The 16,415-nt window shown below is 38.0% G+C and carries 9 protein-coding genes and 1 pseudogene; 7 read left to right on the top strand and 3 right to left on the bottom strand.

Annotated elements, in window-relative coordinates:
* Positions 1-308: 308 nt before the first annotated feature.
* Entirely contained in the window at positions 309-1,577 is a 1,269-nt protein-coding gene (locus tag Q1K78_RS11235; protein ID WP_300178404.1) for a HAMP domain-containing sensor histidine kinase, read from the bottom strand.
* A complete protein-coding gene (locus Q1K78_RS11240; RefSeq protein ID WP_300178407.1) occupies positions 1,574-2,251 on the bottom strand; it encodes a response regulator transcription factor in 678 nt (225 codons plus the stop codon). Before Q1K78_RS11240 ends, Q1K78_RS11235 begins: the two co-directional genes overlap by 4 nt.
* 155 nt (positions 2,252-2,406) lie before the next feature.
* Here Q1K78_RS11240 and Q1K78_RS11245 point away from each other — a divergent pair, with 155 nt between their 5' ends.
* The 5 genes from Q1K78_RS11245 to Q1K78_RS11265 all read left to right on the top strand — a co-directional run bounded on the left by Q1K78_RS11245 (position 2,407) and on the right by Q1K78_RS11265 (position 9,082).
* A complete protein-coding gene (locus tag Q1K78_RS11245) occupies positions 2,407-3,435 on the top strand; it encodes a glycosyltransferase family 2 protein (protein WP_300178410.1) in 1,029 nt (342 codons plus the stop codon).
* Entirely contained in the window at positions 3,432-4,847 is a 1,416-nt protein-coding gene (locus Q1K78_RS11250; protein WP_300178413.1) for a glycosyltransferase family 39 protein, read from the top strand. Before Q1K78_RS11245 ends, Q1K78_RS11250 begins: the two co-directional genes overlap by 4 nt.
* Positions 4,847-5,236: a GtrA family protein gene (locus Q1K78_RS11255; RefSeq protein ID WP_300178415.1), complete on the top strand. Its 390-nt coding sequence runs from the start codon at positions 4,847-4,849 to the stop codon at positions 5,234-5,236. The genes Q1K78_RS11250 and Q1K78_RS11255 overlap by 1 nt, the downstream gene beginning before the upstream one ends.
* Positions 5,237-5,318: 82 nt before the next feature.
* Positions 5,319-6,083 (top strand): efflux RND transporter periplasmic adaptor subunit, encoded by a 765-nt coding sequence (locus tag Q1K78_RS11260; protein WP_300178418.1) that lies wholly within the window; start codon positions 5,319-5,321, stop codon positions 6,081-6,083.
* Positions 6,080-9,082, top strand: a complete 3,003-nt coding sequence (locus Q1K78_RS11265; RefSeq protein ID WP_300178421.1) for an efflux RND transporter permease subunit — start codon at positions 6,080-6,082, stop codon at positions 9,080-9,082. Before Q1K78_RS11260 ends, Q1K78_RS11265 begins: the two co-directional genes overlap by 4 nt.
* A 134-nt stretch (positions 9,083-9,216) precedes the next feature.
* Here Q1K78_RS11265 and Q1K78_RS11270 read toward each other — a convergent pair whose 3' ends face one another.
* Positions 9,217-12,627: an Ig-like domain-containing protein gene (locus Q1K78_RS11270; protein WP_300178424.1), complete on the bottom strand. Its 3,411-nt coding sequence runs from the start codon at positions 12,625-12,627 to the stop codon at positions 9,217-9,219.
* 653 nt (positions 12,628-13,280) lie between these two features.
* On the opposite strand from Q1K78_RS11270, the gene Q1K78_RS11275 reads away from it, so the two are divergent.
* Together Q1K78_RS11275 and Q1K78_RS11280 are read left to right on the top strand one after the other, a co-directional pair.
* Positions 13,281-13,511, top strand: a complete 231-nt coding sequence (locus tag Q1K78_RS11275; protein ID WP_300178426.1) for a hypothetical protein — start codon at positions 13,281-13,283, stop codon at positions 13,509-13,511.
* A 433-nt stretch (positions 13,512-13,944) separates the two neighbouring features.
* A pseudogene (locus tag Q1K78_RS11280) lies at positions 13,945-16,203 on the top strand (ATP-binding protein); the annotation flags it as partial.
* Positions 16,204-16,415 lie beyond the last annotated feature (212 nt).

The raw sequence follows: 16,415 nt of genomic DNA on the forward strand, positions 1-16,415 counted from the left end.
TGGCTATTACCTCAGCCTTCCAAGCTGATGATGCGGGTTCGATTCCCGCAGTACGCTCCAATCTCTTTTTATCTTCCTCAAGAGATTGTTCCTGTTTATATTCATAAATACTTATTAAAAACAAACTACTTAGTTGTATTTTTCCACATTTGGAAAATGATCTTTAATTAATAGCTTATTTGCCTAACTTACATTTAGTTATTTTACTAAAAATTTGCTTTTCACTCCAGATAACGACGATTTATCCAGAACGTTATTTGATTATCAGTACATAAAAAATAGGTGCTAAATAGGTAGGTGAGCAATGTCTATTGGGATGCATTAAAGGTAATTTTAGCATTACATCCGCGTTCGGCATTATTTTCAAGGGTAAAGTCCCAGTCATAGCGATGACACAAATCGCTTACGATCAGTAAGCCAAGTCCATGTCCATCCATATTGGGCTCAGAAGATAACCCTGGACCTTCATCTTTAATTTGCACATCATTCTTAGTCATCTCAATATCAATGTTGCCTTGTTCGGTAACGGCAATGGCATTACGCAGCAAATTACCAATGATCATATTCATTACTGCTTCAGAGGCTTTAACTTTGGGTTCAGAATGAGTGTGTAGATTAATCGTAACCTCTTTTTCATGCGCTTGAGTTGAATTCTGCTTAATAATAGAGGAAAGCTCTTGTTGAGAAAAATCCCTCACAGGAGAGTAATCTTGATTTTTCTCATATTTTACTAAGCTAAGCAGTGCGTCAATGATGGTCGACATTTGATAGGTTGCATGGTTAATTCGATTTAACTGTCGAGTATCAAAGGCATTTTTATCTGTTTTTTGCAGTAACGTGTTAGATCCTTTAATCACGGTTAATGGTGTTCGTAGTTCATGACTTGTATAACGAGCAAAAGCTTGTTCTCTTTTTATTAGATCATTAATTTCATGTCGATAGTGGTTGAGTTGTTGTGATAGTTGGTGAAATTCAGTTGCAGAATGATCTGAAATAATAAAATCTTGATGAGTATTACGTGTGTTTTGATTTAACTGTATTGATAATTGGTTGATGGGTTCAATTAAGCGTTGAGAAAGCCTTGATAAAACCGAACCAAAACTGAAGAGTAAGATAGCCAATAAACTAAATACAAGAGCACTAACAATAACAACCTCTTCTGAGGTTAACTCGAGTTCATCGACTTTTGTTTCGACAACGATAGGGTATTTTTTACCATTTAAAAGGTATTCACTTTTCATCACTAATCGACTATTCGGGTATTCCCCTATCTCATTTAAGAAGGTGTCTTTTTCTGAGATTTCATTGTTAATAAAGTCGGGAAGTAAAGAAAGATCATTGTATGCGTTACTTAATGTATCCAACGTAATTTTACCATTTTCTCCTGCCATAAAACGATGGCTCGCCGCATTAAGGTCAATTCTAATGCGTTGAGCGCTTAATCTATCCTCAGAAACATGCAATGCGGCGAAAAAAATAAGATAAGAATATACTGCCACCACGGTGGATAGTGATATAAAAAATAGGGCCAATCGGCCGGTTAAACTTTTTGTGTTATTTAAAAATGGAGTCATCATATCTTTTGCTCCAACCGAAAGCCGATTTTTGGAACGGTAACCAATAATGGCGAAGCGAAAGGTTTATCAAGTTGAGCTCTTAGTTGATAAATATGACTGCGAAGTACGTCATTATCCGGCTCATTCTCTTGCCATAATTTATAAGAAATCTCTTCTCTTGTGACGACATCAGGCGCCTTTATACAAAGCAGTTCTAATATGGAGTATGTTTTAGGGTTAAGTAATAGGGTTTTACCTTGGCGAGTGGCTGTGCGTTTTTTTTGATCTATTTCTATATCAGCATAAGTGATGGTTGTTGACGTCACGGTTCCACGATAGCGTCGAGTCAGCGCATTCATTCGAGCTTCAAGGATATCTAAATCAAATGGTTTAGTTAGATAATCATCAGCACCATGACTGAATCCATTAAGCATGTCTTCTCGGCTGTCGAGTGCGGTGAGCATTAAAATAGGGGTATTGTTACCTTGTTCTCGCAACTTATTACAGACGGTTAATCCATCCATTCTAGGAAGCATTAAATCGAGTAAAATCACATCAAATGTATGTTCTAAAGCTAACTTTAAACCAAGCTCTCCATTATCTGCGTAATCTAGATCAACGCCTAAACACTCAAAATAATCAAACAGCATGTTTGCGATGTCACGGTTGTCCTCTACAAGTAATACACGTTTCATTGTCAGCCTCTAGTATATGAAGATGTTGATTATCAATAAGTCATGTCGAAAAAATGTAAATTTAATAAAGCAGGGTAAATTCTAACATTGACAAATTTTTCACATGATAAGAAATACCATACTCAGTATTGAAATACTAATAAAGAGTAACGTGTATGACAACTTCTTCGCCTGTTTCAGTGATATCTAACCGGTTACATTGTATTGATGATGCAGTGCCATTGACCCTTTCTGTCATTATCCCTTTTTATAACGAAGCCTCTGTCATTACTGAGTGTCATGAACGATTGATTGCGGTACTTAATACCATTAAAGGACATTGTGAGATTATCTATGTTGATGATGGGAGCATTGATGGAAGCCGTCAATTGGTTGAGCAATTTTCAGAGGATAACGTTAGCTTAAGATACATTGGACTTAGTCGTAATTTTGGTAAGGAAGCAGCGATGAGTGCAGGATTAGAGTATGCACAAGGAAGCGCGGTTATTTTACTTGATGCGGATTTGCAAGACCCACCAGAGTTAATTCCTAGCATGTTAGATAAATGGCAGGAAGGCTACGATGTGGTCAATATGCAAAGAATAAAGCGACAAGGAGAAACGTGGGTTAAACGTTTTTCTGCGAAGTGTTTTTATAAAGTATTAAATGCCCTTAGTGATATAGACGTGCCTAGTAATGTGGGTGATTTCCGATTATTAAGTCGTGAAGTCGTTTTACATATTAATCAAATGCCAGAAAGAAATAGATACATGAAAGGTATTTTTTCATGGCCAGGATTTAATCAAACCACATTACCGTTTGTTCGCGATGCGAGATTCAGCGGTGAAACGAAATGGAATTACGTTAAATTATTTGGGTTAGCGGTGGATGGAATAACCTCTTTTTCAATAAAACCATTACGCATAGCGACCATTCTAGGATGTGCAATTGCGTTGTGGGCGTTTATTTATGGAATGGTCATTATTATAAAAACCATGATCTTTAGTGAGGTGGTCAGTGGTTACCCGTCAATGATGGTGGTGCAGTTAGCGTTGGGGGGGATTCAGCTCCTTTGTATGGGCGTCATGGGGGAATACATAGGACGGATCTTCATAGAAGCAAAGCATAGACCATTATATCTAATTCAAACCGTTATTGACCAACCTGCAGTTCAGGCTGCTCAAATTTATGAGAAATCAGCATGATCATGAAACGACATCATTTATGGCTATTACTTGGCTTTGCTTTGGTTATCAGACTGGTCTCATTGGCTGCATATCCTTTAATGGACACAACAGAAGCACGGTATGGGGAGATGGCGCGCCTCATGGTTGAAACGGGTAATTGGTTAACTCCGCAATTTGACTATGGTATTCCATTTTGGGGGAAGCCTCCGATGTTTACTTGGATGAGTGCTTATGGACTAATCTTATTCGGGTTTAATGAGTTTGCAGTAAGAGCCCCGCATTGGCTTGCGGGTGTATTAACTTTAGTGCTAATCGGATTTATGGCAAAGCGTGCTGGATTCAACCCATTAATTGCTTCTATTGTACTAGCAACGTGTGGGATTTTTTCTATTTCAGCAGGGGCCGTAATGACGGATATGGCTCTGACGTTAACGTTCACCGTGGCAATGATGGGGTTTTATTACGCTTGGTTACATCATGAAAACAAGCATAAAGGCCGCTTATGGGGTTACCTTGGTTTTGTGGGATTAGGACTTGCGTTATTAGCTAAAGGTCCTGTCGCGATTGTTCTGATGGGTATTGCTGTGTTCCCTTGGTTGGTTTTACAGCATGGATTGATTGGCGCTTTTCGTGTTTTATGGCAGAGATTCCCTTTAATTACAGGCTCAATGTTAATGCTATTGATTGCGCTTCCTTGGTACATCATGGCAGAAATAGCAACGCCTAATTTTTTAAATTATTTCATTATTGGCGAGCATTTTAATCGATTTTTTGTCAGTGGATGGGAAGGGGATTTGTATGGTTCGGCGCATGATCAGCCTAAAGGAATGATCTGGGTTTTTTGGTTACAAGCTGCCGCACCTTGGTCTATAGTATTGCCTCTTTTAGCGTGGTTTAGAAGAGACCGAATTAAAGAAGTGAATCAAGATAATGTAGGGCTAATTTCCTTCTTTGTTTGTTGGTTACTTTCGCCTTTATTCTTATTTACAGTGGCAGGTAATATCCTCCCTGCTTATGTTTTACCTGGCATACCAGCATTGGGCATGTTAGTGGCTATTTGTACGACAGAAAAAGACTATAAATGGTTTGCGGGTGTATCTATGATTTTACCCGTGGTGCTATTAATTGTTTTATTGGTTCTAAATTTAGGGAAAGCAGATGAAAAAAGTGATCGTATTATTTTTGAAGCAATAACCCAAGATTTACCAATGTATTACGTAGGTAAACGTCCATTTTCAGGGCAATTTTATAGTCAAGGTAAAGCAAAAAAAATAGAAGATAGAAGCAATATAACGGCGACATCTGATTTTTATTTGATAGGAAAAAAACAAGACATTGAAGCGTTTGTCGATAAAGAAAATGATCTGTGTGCCTTAATATTATCGGCGCCCTCAAAAAGAGAACTTTATCATTGTTCCATTAAATCGTAATGATTAAGTTAATCAAGTTCGCTTGTGTGGGTGGGGTGGGTTTTGTCGTGGATAGTACGGTATTTATGCTGTGCTTTCATCTCTTTGATGCTCCTATTGCGGAGTCTAGAGTGATCGCCTTTTTCTTTGCCGCTACGACAACGTGGTTAGGAAATCATTGGTTTACGTTTGGCTCTACACATAATACGGCCTTTACTTTACTTAAAGAGTGGAAAAAATCGATGTTATCAGCATGCATTTCAGCGATACCTAACTTTATTATTTTTATGTCAGTGGTATCCGTATTAGGGAAAGAAACTGTATTTCTATATAGCGGATTATTATTAGGTGTTATCGGTGGAATGCTTAGTAACTATTGGTTTAATTTAAAATGGGTATTCAATAAATAAAACTATATTTCAAATTAAAAATTAACATTCATATATTAACCATATTTTTATGGTTACAAAATAAAAAATACAGGCTGAATAAATGAAAAAAATACTGTTTTTATCGTTATTTATGATGACATCTTATTCTTTTGCAGACAATTATATTGTAGGTAAACTTGCACCAGAAAAAATGGTGACCATACGCAGTGAAGTGAATGGGGTTGTTGATTCTTTCAATGTTGATAATGGGGACAATGTGTCACTAAGATCACCCTTGCTTTCTATTTCAGAAAAGGATTATTTATTAAATATTAATTTGGCTAAGTATGACTTAGATGCCAAAAAAGCAGAGTTAGAGATGCAAGAAAAGCAGCTGCAACGTTACCAATCTTTATTTAAAAAGAAAGGTATTTCTGAAGGCGATTTTGAAAATCAATTTCGCCTTACTCAGATTGGCCGAGCGCAATACAACATGAGCAAAACACAATATGAGATTGCCAAGCGTGTTTTAAATAAATCGACACCTGATGCTCCATTTGATGGGGTTGTCACGCTTCGTTCTGTTGAGGTTGGTCAATTTATTTCTGTTGGTGATCCACTATACGCTATCGCAGACCTATCTAAACTCAAAGTGCGTTTTCATCTTCTTGAAAGTGATTTTGAACAGTTTCAAAAAGGGGATAGTGTAAAAATAACGATACCGTCATTAGAAAAAAGCCTTACAGGTATCGTGACATTATTCTCACCATTAATGCAGGAAAATGATCCCGGCTTTTTAGTGGAAGTCACATTAGATAATACCAGTAATCTTCATCCTGGAATGGAAGCATATGTGTACTTCAATCAGAGTGAGGACGGTTTATGAACCTGATGCTTTCTTTTCTTTTTACTCGTAAATTTGCCGCTAAGCTACTGACACTGATGATTATTTGTATCGGTGCATGGACGGCATACAATTTACCACTAGCAGAAAAGCCACGTTTTGATATGAGGCAAGGCGACATTGTGACTCATTATCCTGGAGCAACGGCATTAGATGTAGAAAGTAATGTCACCAGTAAATTAGAAAAAGAACTCCTATCTATCTCTGGCATAAAACAATTTACATCAACATCAGAAAATGGTGTGTCAAACATTAGCTTTGAATTAAATAGTGATGTTTCTGTACCGAGTGTCACGTACCAAGATATTCGAGATGCGATTACTCGCGTTTCAGATTTACCCGCTGGGGTAACGGAAGCCCCAACCTTGTCGATTAAAAAATCGTACAGTCTTGATTTTATGGTCGTTGGTATTTCAGGTGATGTGCCTTATGCCACGCTTAGGGATAAAGCTAAAAATTTAGAATTAGCGTTGAGACGATTGGATGGGATAGGGGAAGTTCACCCTATTGATTTACGTAATCCTGAATTTATCATTCAGCTTGAGCCGATATCACTAAAACGATATGGCTTAACGATTGATGAGGTAGCCTCGATTATCGCGGAACGAAATGCGCTGATCAGCGGGGGGCGTTTAGAAGAGCTAAAAGATAACCCAGAATTAATTACCACTGCAGAGCTAAATAATATTAAAGATTTACAGGAAATGTTTATCTCTTTTAACCCTAGCTTACAGTTAAAGAATGTAGCGGGTGATATCGTTAACGGATTTGAAAAAGGGTCCTCTTATGGCTCAATTAATGGCAAACAAAGCATCCTTTTTGATTTACGTACTAGTGAAAGTGCGGATGTTATCAAAACCTCTCAAGTAGTTAAAGCCTTACTTGAACAAGAAGAAAAGCGAGTTGGAGATCAGTATACGCTAGCCATTGGTTCGGATCTGTCTGCGGATATAAAAGAAAAAGCGAATATAGTTCAAAATAATGGCTTAATTGGGTTGGCGTTAGTATTAGCGACATTAGCCTTATTCTTAAACAAACGCATTGCCTTTTGGGTTGCTGTTTCTATTCCTGTTTGTATTTTTGGAACGTTGGCAGCGTTGCCACTATTTGGTCAAATTTTAGATGTGTTCACATTGTCGGCATTGATTTTGATTATCGGTATTATTGTCGATGATGCGGTGGTTGTGAGTGACAAGATAGTCTCGTTAGTCGAAGAAGGATATGACGTTGATAGTGCAGTAATTGAAGGCGTTAAGCGTGTTTTTCCTGCGGTATTGGCAAGTATCGTATCGACCATGGTCGCTTTTATTCCATTGTTATTTTTTCCAGGAAATACAGGAAAAATGATGTTTGTGATCCCACTTACGGTGATCATCGCATTGTGCTTCTCTTTTATTGATGCGCTGTTTTTTATTCCAGCTCACTTAAAAGGAGTATTAAAAAAAGGGCACTCTTTAACGAAAAAGAAGAGTAGCCAATTTGTTGCGGTTAATAAATTAATCGGAGGAATGATTTCGCGTTATAAGATGGTCTTACCTTGTTCGATAATCATTGCGGTTGCTATCAGTGTGTTGTCATTTAAAAACATCAGTTATTTATTTTTCCCAACGGATGGTGCTTATTTAATTGAAGTTAGCGCAGAAGCCAATTCAGAATTATCGCTAGATGAAGTGTGGGAACAAACCCAACAAGTGGAAGCCATGTTTGAAGCCTCACCAGAGGTGGCGTATTGGTTTGGTGAAGTCGGCTCTCCAAGCAGTATATGGGCAATATCATTGACTCCACCGAATGACAGAACACGATCTGCAGAAGATATTGTAGAAGAATGGGAAGGTAACCTCTCTAATATCAAAGGATTAAATCAGGTTGAGTTTGATATTGATGGTGGTGGACCTCCTGTTGGGCGTCCAGTTGACTTACGAATTGTAGGCGGAACAGACGAAGGGCGTGAGCGATTAGCGGATGAATTAGTGATCTATCTGGCCTCTTTAGAGGGGACGAATCGAGTGAAGCGAGACGTGAATGATTTAGCGCCTCAGATTAATGTCGCGCTTCAACATCGTTGGTTACAGTATTATGGGATTAGTGCAACTCAAGTGGGTGAAACCCTAAAATATGCGATTGAAGGTCAGCGTGTTACCCGTATTTTTAACGGAAGAGAAGAAGTGTATTTTCGAGTGACCCTGGAAGATAATGATAAATTATTAAAAGATCTTGAAAATATAACACTACGTGCAAAAAATGGCCGTTTGGTGCCATTGAAAGAATTAGTACGTTGGGAGCACAGCGAAATGGCGGCTAAGTTAACGCACTTCAACGGCGAGCGAGTCATTCGAGTCTCTGCTGGGATTGATTCTGTGATTACCGATCCTATTGCGGTATTTGATCAAGTACAAAGTGAGTTTACCGGTAAGGATTATCAGGGCGCAAAAATTGTACCTATGGGACAAATATTAGAGACACAACAAGCGCAGACGAGTTTTGCAATCGCAATCGCTATTGCCTTGATTGGTATTGCCGTTATTTTATTGTTGTTGTTTGATAATATTGTGGAATCGTTGATTGTACTGTCTGTTATTCCTTTTGGTATTGGTGGTGCATTATTTATTTTGTTTATTCATAATCAAGTGCTTAGTTTCTTTTCTATTATCGGAATGATCGCCTTAATTGGTATCATGGTAAACAATAGCGTAGTTTTAATTTGGCATTTTAAAGAAACGAAGCAAGAGATTGAAACATTAGGATTAGTTGATTTTGTTATTAAAGGCACATTAAGTCGCGTTAGGGCAATTAGCTTAACAACGATTACAACTGTTGCAGGTCTTATTCCACTGGCTTATGGGTTGGGGGGGTATGATAATTACATGTCACCAATGGCGCTTGTGGTTGGTTGGGGTTGTGTTATCTCCCTTATTGTGACTTTAACCATTGTGCCGTCAATTTACCTTCTGACAATGAAAATAATGCATCGTCGATATTAATAAATGTGGTTTGATATTCTTTATTTCATAGTAAATTAATCCCATAAAAAAAGCCCCCAGCGTCGAAAACTGGGGGCTTTTTATTTTAGTTAATGTAACTTAACTGATTTTTCTCTAGAGCCATTTGCCACGTATTATTGTGGGTTAAGACCTAGTTGTTCTAATACAAGTTTAAAGTTAGTGCGACGTTCTTTAACGTTATGAACTTCACCAGTAGAACAAACTAAATCTGGGCAACCACGGTTAACAATACCAGATACGTCATCAATAAAGTCAGTACCTTTCATGCCACCATCAACATACTTTTTAAGTTCTTCATGGTAGTTCCAGCCGCCGTATTGGCCAGTTTCATCAGGGTATGCTTGTACTGAAGTAACCCAGTAGAACAGACCTGCAATCCACTTAATTTCTTTATTCTCTTCAGAGCTACAAATTAGGCCTGGGTTCGAACAGAAATCTAAGTCAGCGTATAGTGGATTTTCTGGTGGAGCTTGAACAACGATACCATCAATTGTTTTACCAATTGTCTCAGGGTCAACGTGTGAACGACCTAAGTAATGGTTAAGCGTACCGAAGTTTTGACGGCCAGTCGTTTGAATTACACCACGACCCCACCAGCCACAACCTTCAACGTCTGCTTGGCTACTGCCATCCCAGATGAACTTACCTGCTTTTTGGTCAACGTAAGTTTTACACTCGTCACGTTCCCATACTTGCTTAGAGCCATCTACAGATGTAGGTACATCATTACAGTGACCGCTGTTTGTCCAACGACCAACGCTACCGTTAACAAGTAAACCACGTTCTTCTAGTACTGCATTTGGTGCTGCGAATACAGGAGCAGGAGCGCCATACCATTTAGCATGAGTTAGTGCACTTACTTCCATTTTGTTATCACGAGGACAAGAGTAAGCGTGATCTAAACCAGACTCAGGGTTAACACCGTAATCTGCATATTTTTGACCAAGTTGACCACAGCTTGCAGACATTGGGTAATCTGTCGCTGCGCCGTATTTAATCTCAGCCCAGTTGTTCTCATCACATGCATTGTAGCGAATCGTTTCTTGCATACTTTGTGCTAAGAACGCAGCAATCGCAACTTTTGCATATTTGATGTTTGTTGCATCATCAAGGTTTTCGTCTAGTAGCCAGAACTTGTTACCAGCCACACCAACATTATGCATTGCATTCAGACCAGTCATGAAGTCACTCCACTTATAAACAGTAGACGGAACCCATTGTGATTGAGGTGTTTCGTACAAAAATGCAGTGTTGTTCATTGTATCTTCAGCATTCATTAATTCGTTGTTTAACGCATCAATGATAGTTAACTTGCCATTTTCTGTTGATTCACCAACATAGTACAGTGGCATTTTAGCGTCTTGGTAATGCTCAATTTCACTTGATAATGCAGCCGTATTTTTGTCAAACAGAATAGCAAATATATTGCTGAATGCCGCTTTACGAATTTGCGGTTTGTTTGCTTTATCACCCATAAAGTAAGCAGAAGCTTGCTCTGTTGGGATGTTGCTCAGCATTGCAGGTGTTTTAACAAAATCAGTTACTTGCTTAACGTACTCTAGCGCGTTGTGCCATTGCTCACTAGATAACGCTTCTGTTGAGTTTGATTTAGTGAAAGCAACGAAATCAGCTTTAGTTGCTACTTCTGCTTTGTAAAGCTCTAATTTATCAAGTAAATCAGCTGTGTAGCTAGATGCTTCATCCCAAACAGATTGTCTGCCAGAGTGAGTATCAAAAGCAAAATCACCAATGCTTAGAGACCAACCGTAGTTTGCTTCTGGTGCTAGCGTAGAAATGATTAGGTGATGAGCTTGAGCCCAACCTTTCAAGTCATTGCTAAGTGCGTTGATATCATCAATGTCAATCTTGTTGCCAGTGATATCCATTGCTTGAATTAGTGCTTCTTTAACCGCAATGCTGCTTGAAGATAATGCTTTATCTTGTGTCGCTGCATCAAGAACATCACTGTTGATGATGATTGATGCAGAACCTGCTTGTGCAGCTGCTTCAATGATTGATACAAACGTGCTTGTTAGCTTATCTAAATTAGCTAAATCAGCGCTGTTGCTCGCATTAATTGTCAACATTTTTGGTGCTGCTGACGATGGGCTTGCAACAACTAGTGTGTTTGGCCAGCCAGCAACTTCTAGACGAACTGGGTCCATCGGGTTTGGTAGAGAAAGAAGTGGCGCAGTGCCTGGTTCTGTACCATCACAATTTAGGTGAAGAGCCCATGAGCTATCACTGCCTGGAAGCGTTTGAGTCCAGTAAATTGCAGAGTAAGCGATGTTGTTATGAACCATAATGTCGCCGCCAGTAGCGTGATCGCCATTTGTCCAGTCAGGGTAAACATTAAAGTCTTTACATAAATCGCCAGGTGGCGTTACAGGTGGTTCAATTGGCGGGTCAATTGTTTCTTCTTCAACTGTGATTTTCACACTTGTTGTAGATGAAAGGTCTTGAGCATCAGTAGCAATAGCGTTAAAAGTAACGTTACCTGCTTGAGTTGATTGCCACTCACATGTAAATGCTTCTGTGTTAGTTGCATCAAACGAACAGATTTGCTCGTTGTTTGCTTTAACCACTAGTGTTGTTAAATCGTTATCAGCATCTGTCGCATTCACAGAAATAGAAACAGTTTCAGCTACTTTAATTGTTGAACCATTTGTTGGCGTCACAAAAGTTACCACTGGTGCTACAAAGTCTTCGTTAACATCAGCTTCTACAGTAACAGATACTGATTTCTGTTCGATTTTTTGGTTATTTTTATCGAAAACGAATACGTTAACTGTTGCGCGACCTTCTTCACTTGGTGTCCAAGTGTGAGAGTACTGTGTATTATTTTGGTTAACTGCTTTTTCAGCAAGTTTGATGTTGTTAACCCAAAATTCAACTTTAGATGCTAAGTTACCATCAACGTGAGCATTGATTGCGATCGCTTCGTTAGCTTTTAGCAATTGACCAGCTGTTGGGGCAAGAATTGATAATTCAGTTACTTCTGGTTCAGGCTCAGGTTCAGGGTTAACTGGTTCGTCAGAACATTCAGTTAGAGTCCAGAACCAAGAACTAGCACTTGGCGTTTCCCATACACCCGGATTATTTTGCGCAATAAAACACTGGTTGTCATAAGAAACAACGTCGCCATTAGTAACCTGAGTTTTACCTGGAATAAAAGGAATAACGTCGCCCAAATCAGGATCTGGAGTTGGCTCAGGATCTGGAGTTGGTTCTGGATCTGGGGTTGGCTCAGGATCTGGAGTTGGTTCTGGATCTGGAGTCGGCTCGCCTGAGCATACCGATGAATCCCAAAACCATGAGCTTGCATTTGGAGATTCCCATATGCCAGGGTTGTTTTTGGCAATAAAGCATTCGCCATTATAAGAAACCATATCACCATTTTGAACTTTTGTTTCACCTGGAACAAAAGATACAACATTAGAGGCTGGACTTGCGTCAGCGGCATATAAATACCCACTGAACATAACACTAGTAATAGCTGCTGTTATTTTATTTATTTTTATCACTGCTTATTTCTTCTTTATTATTTATCTTTTTAGATAAATTTATTAGTCATTAAAGGCGTGAGGCAAACATTAACAAATGTTAAGTTCGGTCACAAAAAACTTACATATTAATGTGAGTTAATATCTAAATTTGAATATGTGCGCATTTTAGCGAGAAGATCGGTTATGTGAATTTTATTTTATCAATTATGTGATATTGGTTCTATTTATTGTCTGGTCACCCGTCATGTTCTATGTTAGAAGCTCGTATTTTGAGCATATTCAACCAGATTTATTGTTAATTTTAAACAAATCAATAGTCAAATTAATCTTAAGTCAATGGATGCTATGTAGCAAATGTGAGATCGGTCTGTAATCTTACATTTTAAAAATAAACGACAAGCACTAAGTTGATAGTGTTTTTTTATCGCTGAATGCGGAGATAGGTTATTATCTTGGGTTTTATGTGGTGTTAGTGTTAAATTTTAGATCTTTATGACTAACTCAAAAGTAGTAGAAAGCAAGCTGTTTTCTTTTTATTGTCTGGAGCCTTATTCAATAGGTAATTAATGTGCCACAAGTTAATGTTTTCGTAAGCTTATAAACAGAACTATAACTAACTGAATAACTACTATGAGTCTCAACAAAACGACATTCATCAGAGAGGCCATATCATGTGCAAGCAAATTAATTACAGTAAATATCAAAAGCGCGTTATTAAATTTTTAAATGATCTGCTTGGTACAGATACGCCTTTTTCTTATGAAAGAGCTAAAAATAATCATTTGAAAGTGTTAATTGAAGGCATACCAAAACCAATGTTTACAGGCTCAACACCATCGGATTGCAAATCCATCAACAATTTTATGGCAGAAGTAAAACGGCACATTATCTTAACGTATTAGATAAGATGAAGGCGGACGTTCGTTTATATAAAACAATGGGCTTAGAAGATGAAGGTTAATGGCGACAAAAAAGCTATGATGAGTTAGGTGAGTTAAAAAAAGATTTTGTTCGTCAATCACTTAATGGATTACATAAATCGTTAAAAGATAAATTAGTGCCTGATCTTTTTGATAAAATCAAAGTGCATTCTGATGGGATTAAATCTGGCTCAACGTATCATATTCAAGCTGATGCGGTGTTTATTTGTGACAATCTGAGGTTATAAAGTGGATTTAACGGGATATAGGGGTTTCATCCATTAACTTATGAGTATTGAGTTATATGTAATGATTTACAAAAACCTTCTTTTTCAAATAGTTAAACGTAGATCACTTAATTTTGTGTTTTTTCAATCTATACTGATGAAAATCATAAAAAACAAGAGGTCGCCTTATGTTTACTTTACCTCTCACGCATAAGCAAGTATATCGCTCAGCAACACTCGATGAAAACACATGTAAATCAACCAAATACATAACCCCTATTGATGAAATTGTCGGACAAGATAGAGCGCAACAATCCGTTGAGTTTGCCATGTCTATTCCTGATCGTGGTTATAATATTTATGCCGTAGGTCAAAATGGTCTTGGCAAACGAACGATGATTTTACGTTATTTAAAGCGTCATAATCCCGTAGGTAATGGATTATGTGATTGGTGCTATGTCACTAATTTTGATGATACACGAACGCCTAAAGTGTTGAAGCTACCTGTAGGTACAGGTGCGAGTTTTAAGAAAGAGATTGAAAAGATAACCTTAAAATTAGCAAAAGCGATCCCACTGGCGTTTGATAATGAGCTTTACTACACCAGAACAGGCACACTAAAAAATCAGTTAGCGGATAAGCAAGAGTCTTTACTTGGTACACTCACCAAAGAAGCAAAAACCAAAGGGGTTAGTCTGGCGGTTACGACTCAAGGTGATTATCAATTTATTGCAATGAATGGTGAAGAGTTACATAGCGAAGAAACGTTTGATGCGTTAGAACGACAAGAACAGCGTCAATTTGAGTCAATTATTGATGAGTTAGAAATTAAATTACGCAGTTTGGTTCGTCAATTGACTGAATGGGAAGATAAATATTCCGATAAGATTGAAAAGTTAAATGAAGACGTTATTTCTCAAGTATTAACTGTTAATTTTGAAGTAATTAAAACTAAATATAGTGATTCAAAAATCATTACTCAACATCTTAAAGATATGGAAAAAGACATCGTAGAAAACTTTGATGTTTTCCTTCAAGAAGGTAATGAAGATGCTGAACTCGCGTATGCTTCTTTAGAGAAAAGGTTACCTCGTAGATATCAAATTAATCTACTTGTTAGTCAAAAAGAGGAACAGTTTCCGTTAATTGTGGAAGAAAGTCCGAGTTATCACAATTTATTCGGGTACATAGAAAATGCGACATTTAAAGGAACCGTCTTTACCGATTATTCATTAATTCGTGCTGGTAGCCTCCATAAGGCGAATGGCGGAGTATTACTTATGGATGCGGTTAAAGTACTTGAAAGACCGTATGTTTGGGATGGATTAAAGAGAGCGCTACGATCTCAAAACCTAAACCTAAGTTCTCTAGAAAGGGAAGTGACGCTATCAGGTACCGTGTCTTTAGAGCCTGAGCCGATCCCGTTAAATGTAAAAATAATCTTATTTGGTGATTACCAAACTTATCAGTTACTCCAACATTATGACTCAGAATTTAGTGAACTTTTTAAAGTCACTGCTGATTTTGAAGATGATATGCCAAGAACTGACGCCTCCGAATTTCATTATGCTCAGTTTATTTCCAGTATTGTGCATGATGGTAAAATGCTGCAATGTGATAAAAAAGCGATAGAGCGAATTATAGAATACAGCTCTCGTCAGACTGGAGACCAAAATCGATTGTCTTTACATTCTGAAGATATTTCCAATTTATTAAAAGAAACCAATTATATTGCCAGAGCGGCCAAGTCAAATATGATCCGCTTAAAGCATGTTGAACAAGCCTTAATAAATAAAGAGCATCGAGTTAACCGAGTTCAAGATGGGGTGATGCAAAGTTTTGTGAATGGAACAACCTTAATGGAGACTGATGGGCTAGTGGTGGGGCAAGTGAATGCTTTGTCGGTCTTATCGACGTCTAACCATCAGTTTGGGATGCCTAATCGCATTACGGCAACGACGTCTTTTGGTAAAGGTGAAGTTTTTGATATTGAAAGAAAAGTTGAGCTTGGCGGCAGTATACATTCTAAAGGTGTTCTTATTCTTAGTGCGTATTTAGCATCGCTATTTGGTAATGAGAAGGCAATTCCATTAAAAACGCATTTGGCGTTTGAGCAATCATACGGCGGTGTGGATGGGGATAGCGCATCAATGGCTGAGTTCAGTTCCATTATCTCTGCATTTTCTGGAGTGCCAATTCGCCAAAATATCGCGATTACAGGCTCAATGAATCAATTTGGTGAGGCTCAACCCATTGGTGGAGTGAACGAGAAAATCGAAGGGTTTTACCAAGTGTGTAAAATTAAAGGAGTAAACTCGACACAAGGTGTCATCATTCCGCAGTCAAATATTCAAAATTTAATGTTGAATAATGAAGTAACTAAAGCTATTGAAAAGGGAACGTTCTCTATTTGGCCTGTTAAGCACGTAAGCCAGGCGGTTGCGATTTTAATGGATTGTGAGACGGAATTAGATAATGGTGAAGGGGTCTATAATAAGATCCGTACTAAATTAAGTGTCTAATATGGTTTAATAAGAAAAGGCATGGGATCAATTTCATGCCTTTTTTTATATTGTTATAAGAAAATTGAATTAATAATTAAAACGGTGATATAATCACTGCTAGATAACAATAAAATAAAAGGCTCTTTCTCCAAGAG

Origin of the sequence: uncultured Aliivibrio sp. (assembly GCF_946479765.1) — a bacterium.
In the GTDB taxonomy this organism is placed as follows: Bacteria; Pseudomonadota; Gammaproteobacteria; order Enterobacterales; family Vibrionaceae; genus Aliivibrio.

Excerpts from the sequence above, each read along its gene's own strand:
- Q1K78_RS11265 (WP_300178421.1), top strand. The coding sequence starts at position 6,080 with ATGAACCTGATGCTTTCTTTTCTTTTTACTCGTAAATTTGCCGCTAAG.
- Q1K78_RS11260 (WP_300178418.1), top strand. The coding sequence starts at position 5,319 with ATGAAAAAAATACTGTTTTTATCGTTATTTATGATGACATCTTATTCT.
- Q1K78_RS11235 (WP_300178404.1), bottom strand. The coding sequence starts at position 1,577 with ATGATGACTCCATTTTTAAATAACACAAAAAGTTTAACCGGCCGATTG.
- Q1K78_RS11245 (WP_300178410.1), top strand. The coding sequence starts at position 2,407 with ATGACAACTTCTTCGCCTGTTTCAGTGATATCTAACCGGTTACATTGT.
- Q1K78_RS11240 (WP_300178407.1), bottom strand. The coding sequence starts at position 2,251 with ATGAAACGTGTATTACTTGTAGAGGACAACCGTGACATCGCAAACATG.
- Q1K78_RS11255 (WP_300178415.1), top strand. The coding sequence starts at position 4,847 with ATGATTAAGTTAATCAAGTTCGCTTGTGTGGGTGGGGTGGGTTTTGTC.
- Q1K78_RS11275 (WP_300178426.1), top strand. The coding sequence starts at position 13,281 with ATGTGCAAGCAAATTAATTACAGTAAATATCAAAAGCGCGTTATTAAA.
- Q1K78_RS11250 (WP_300178413.1), top strand. The coding sequence starts at position 3,432 with ATGATCATGAAACGACATCATTTATGGCTATTACTTGGCTTTGCTTTG.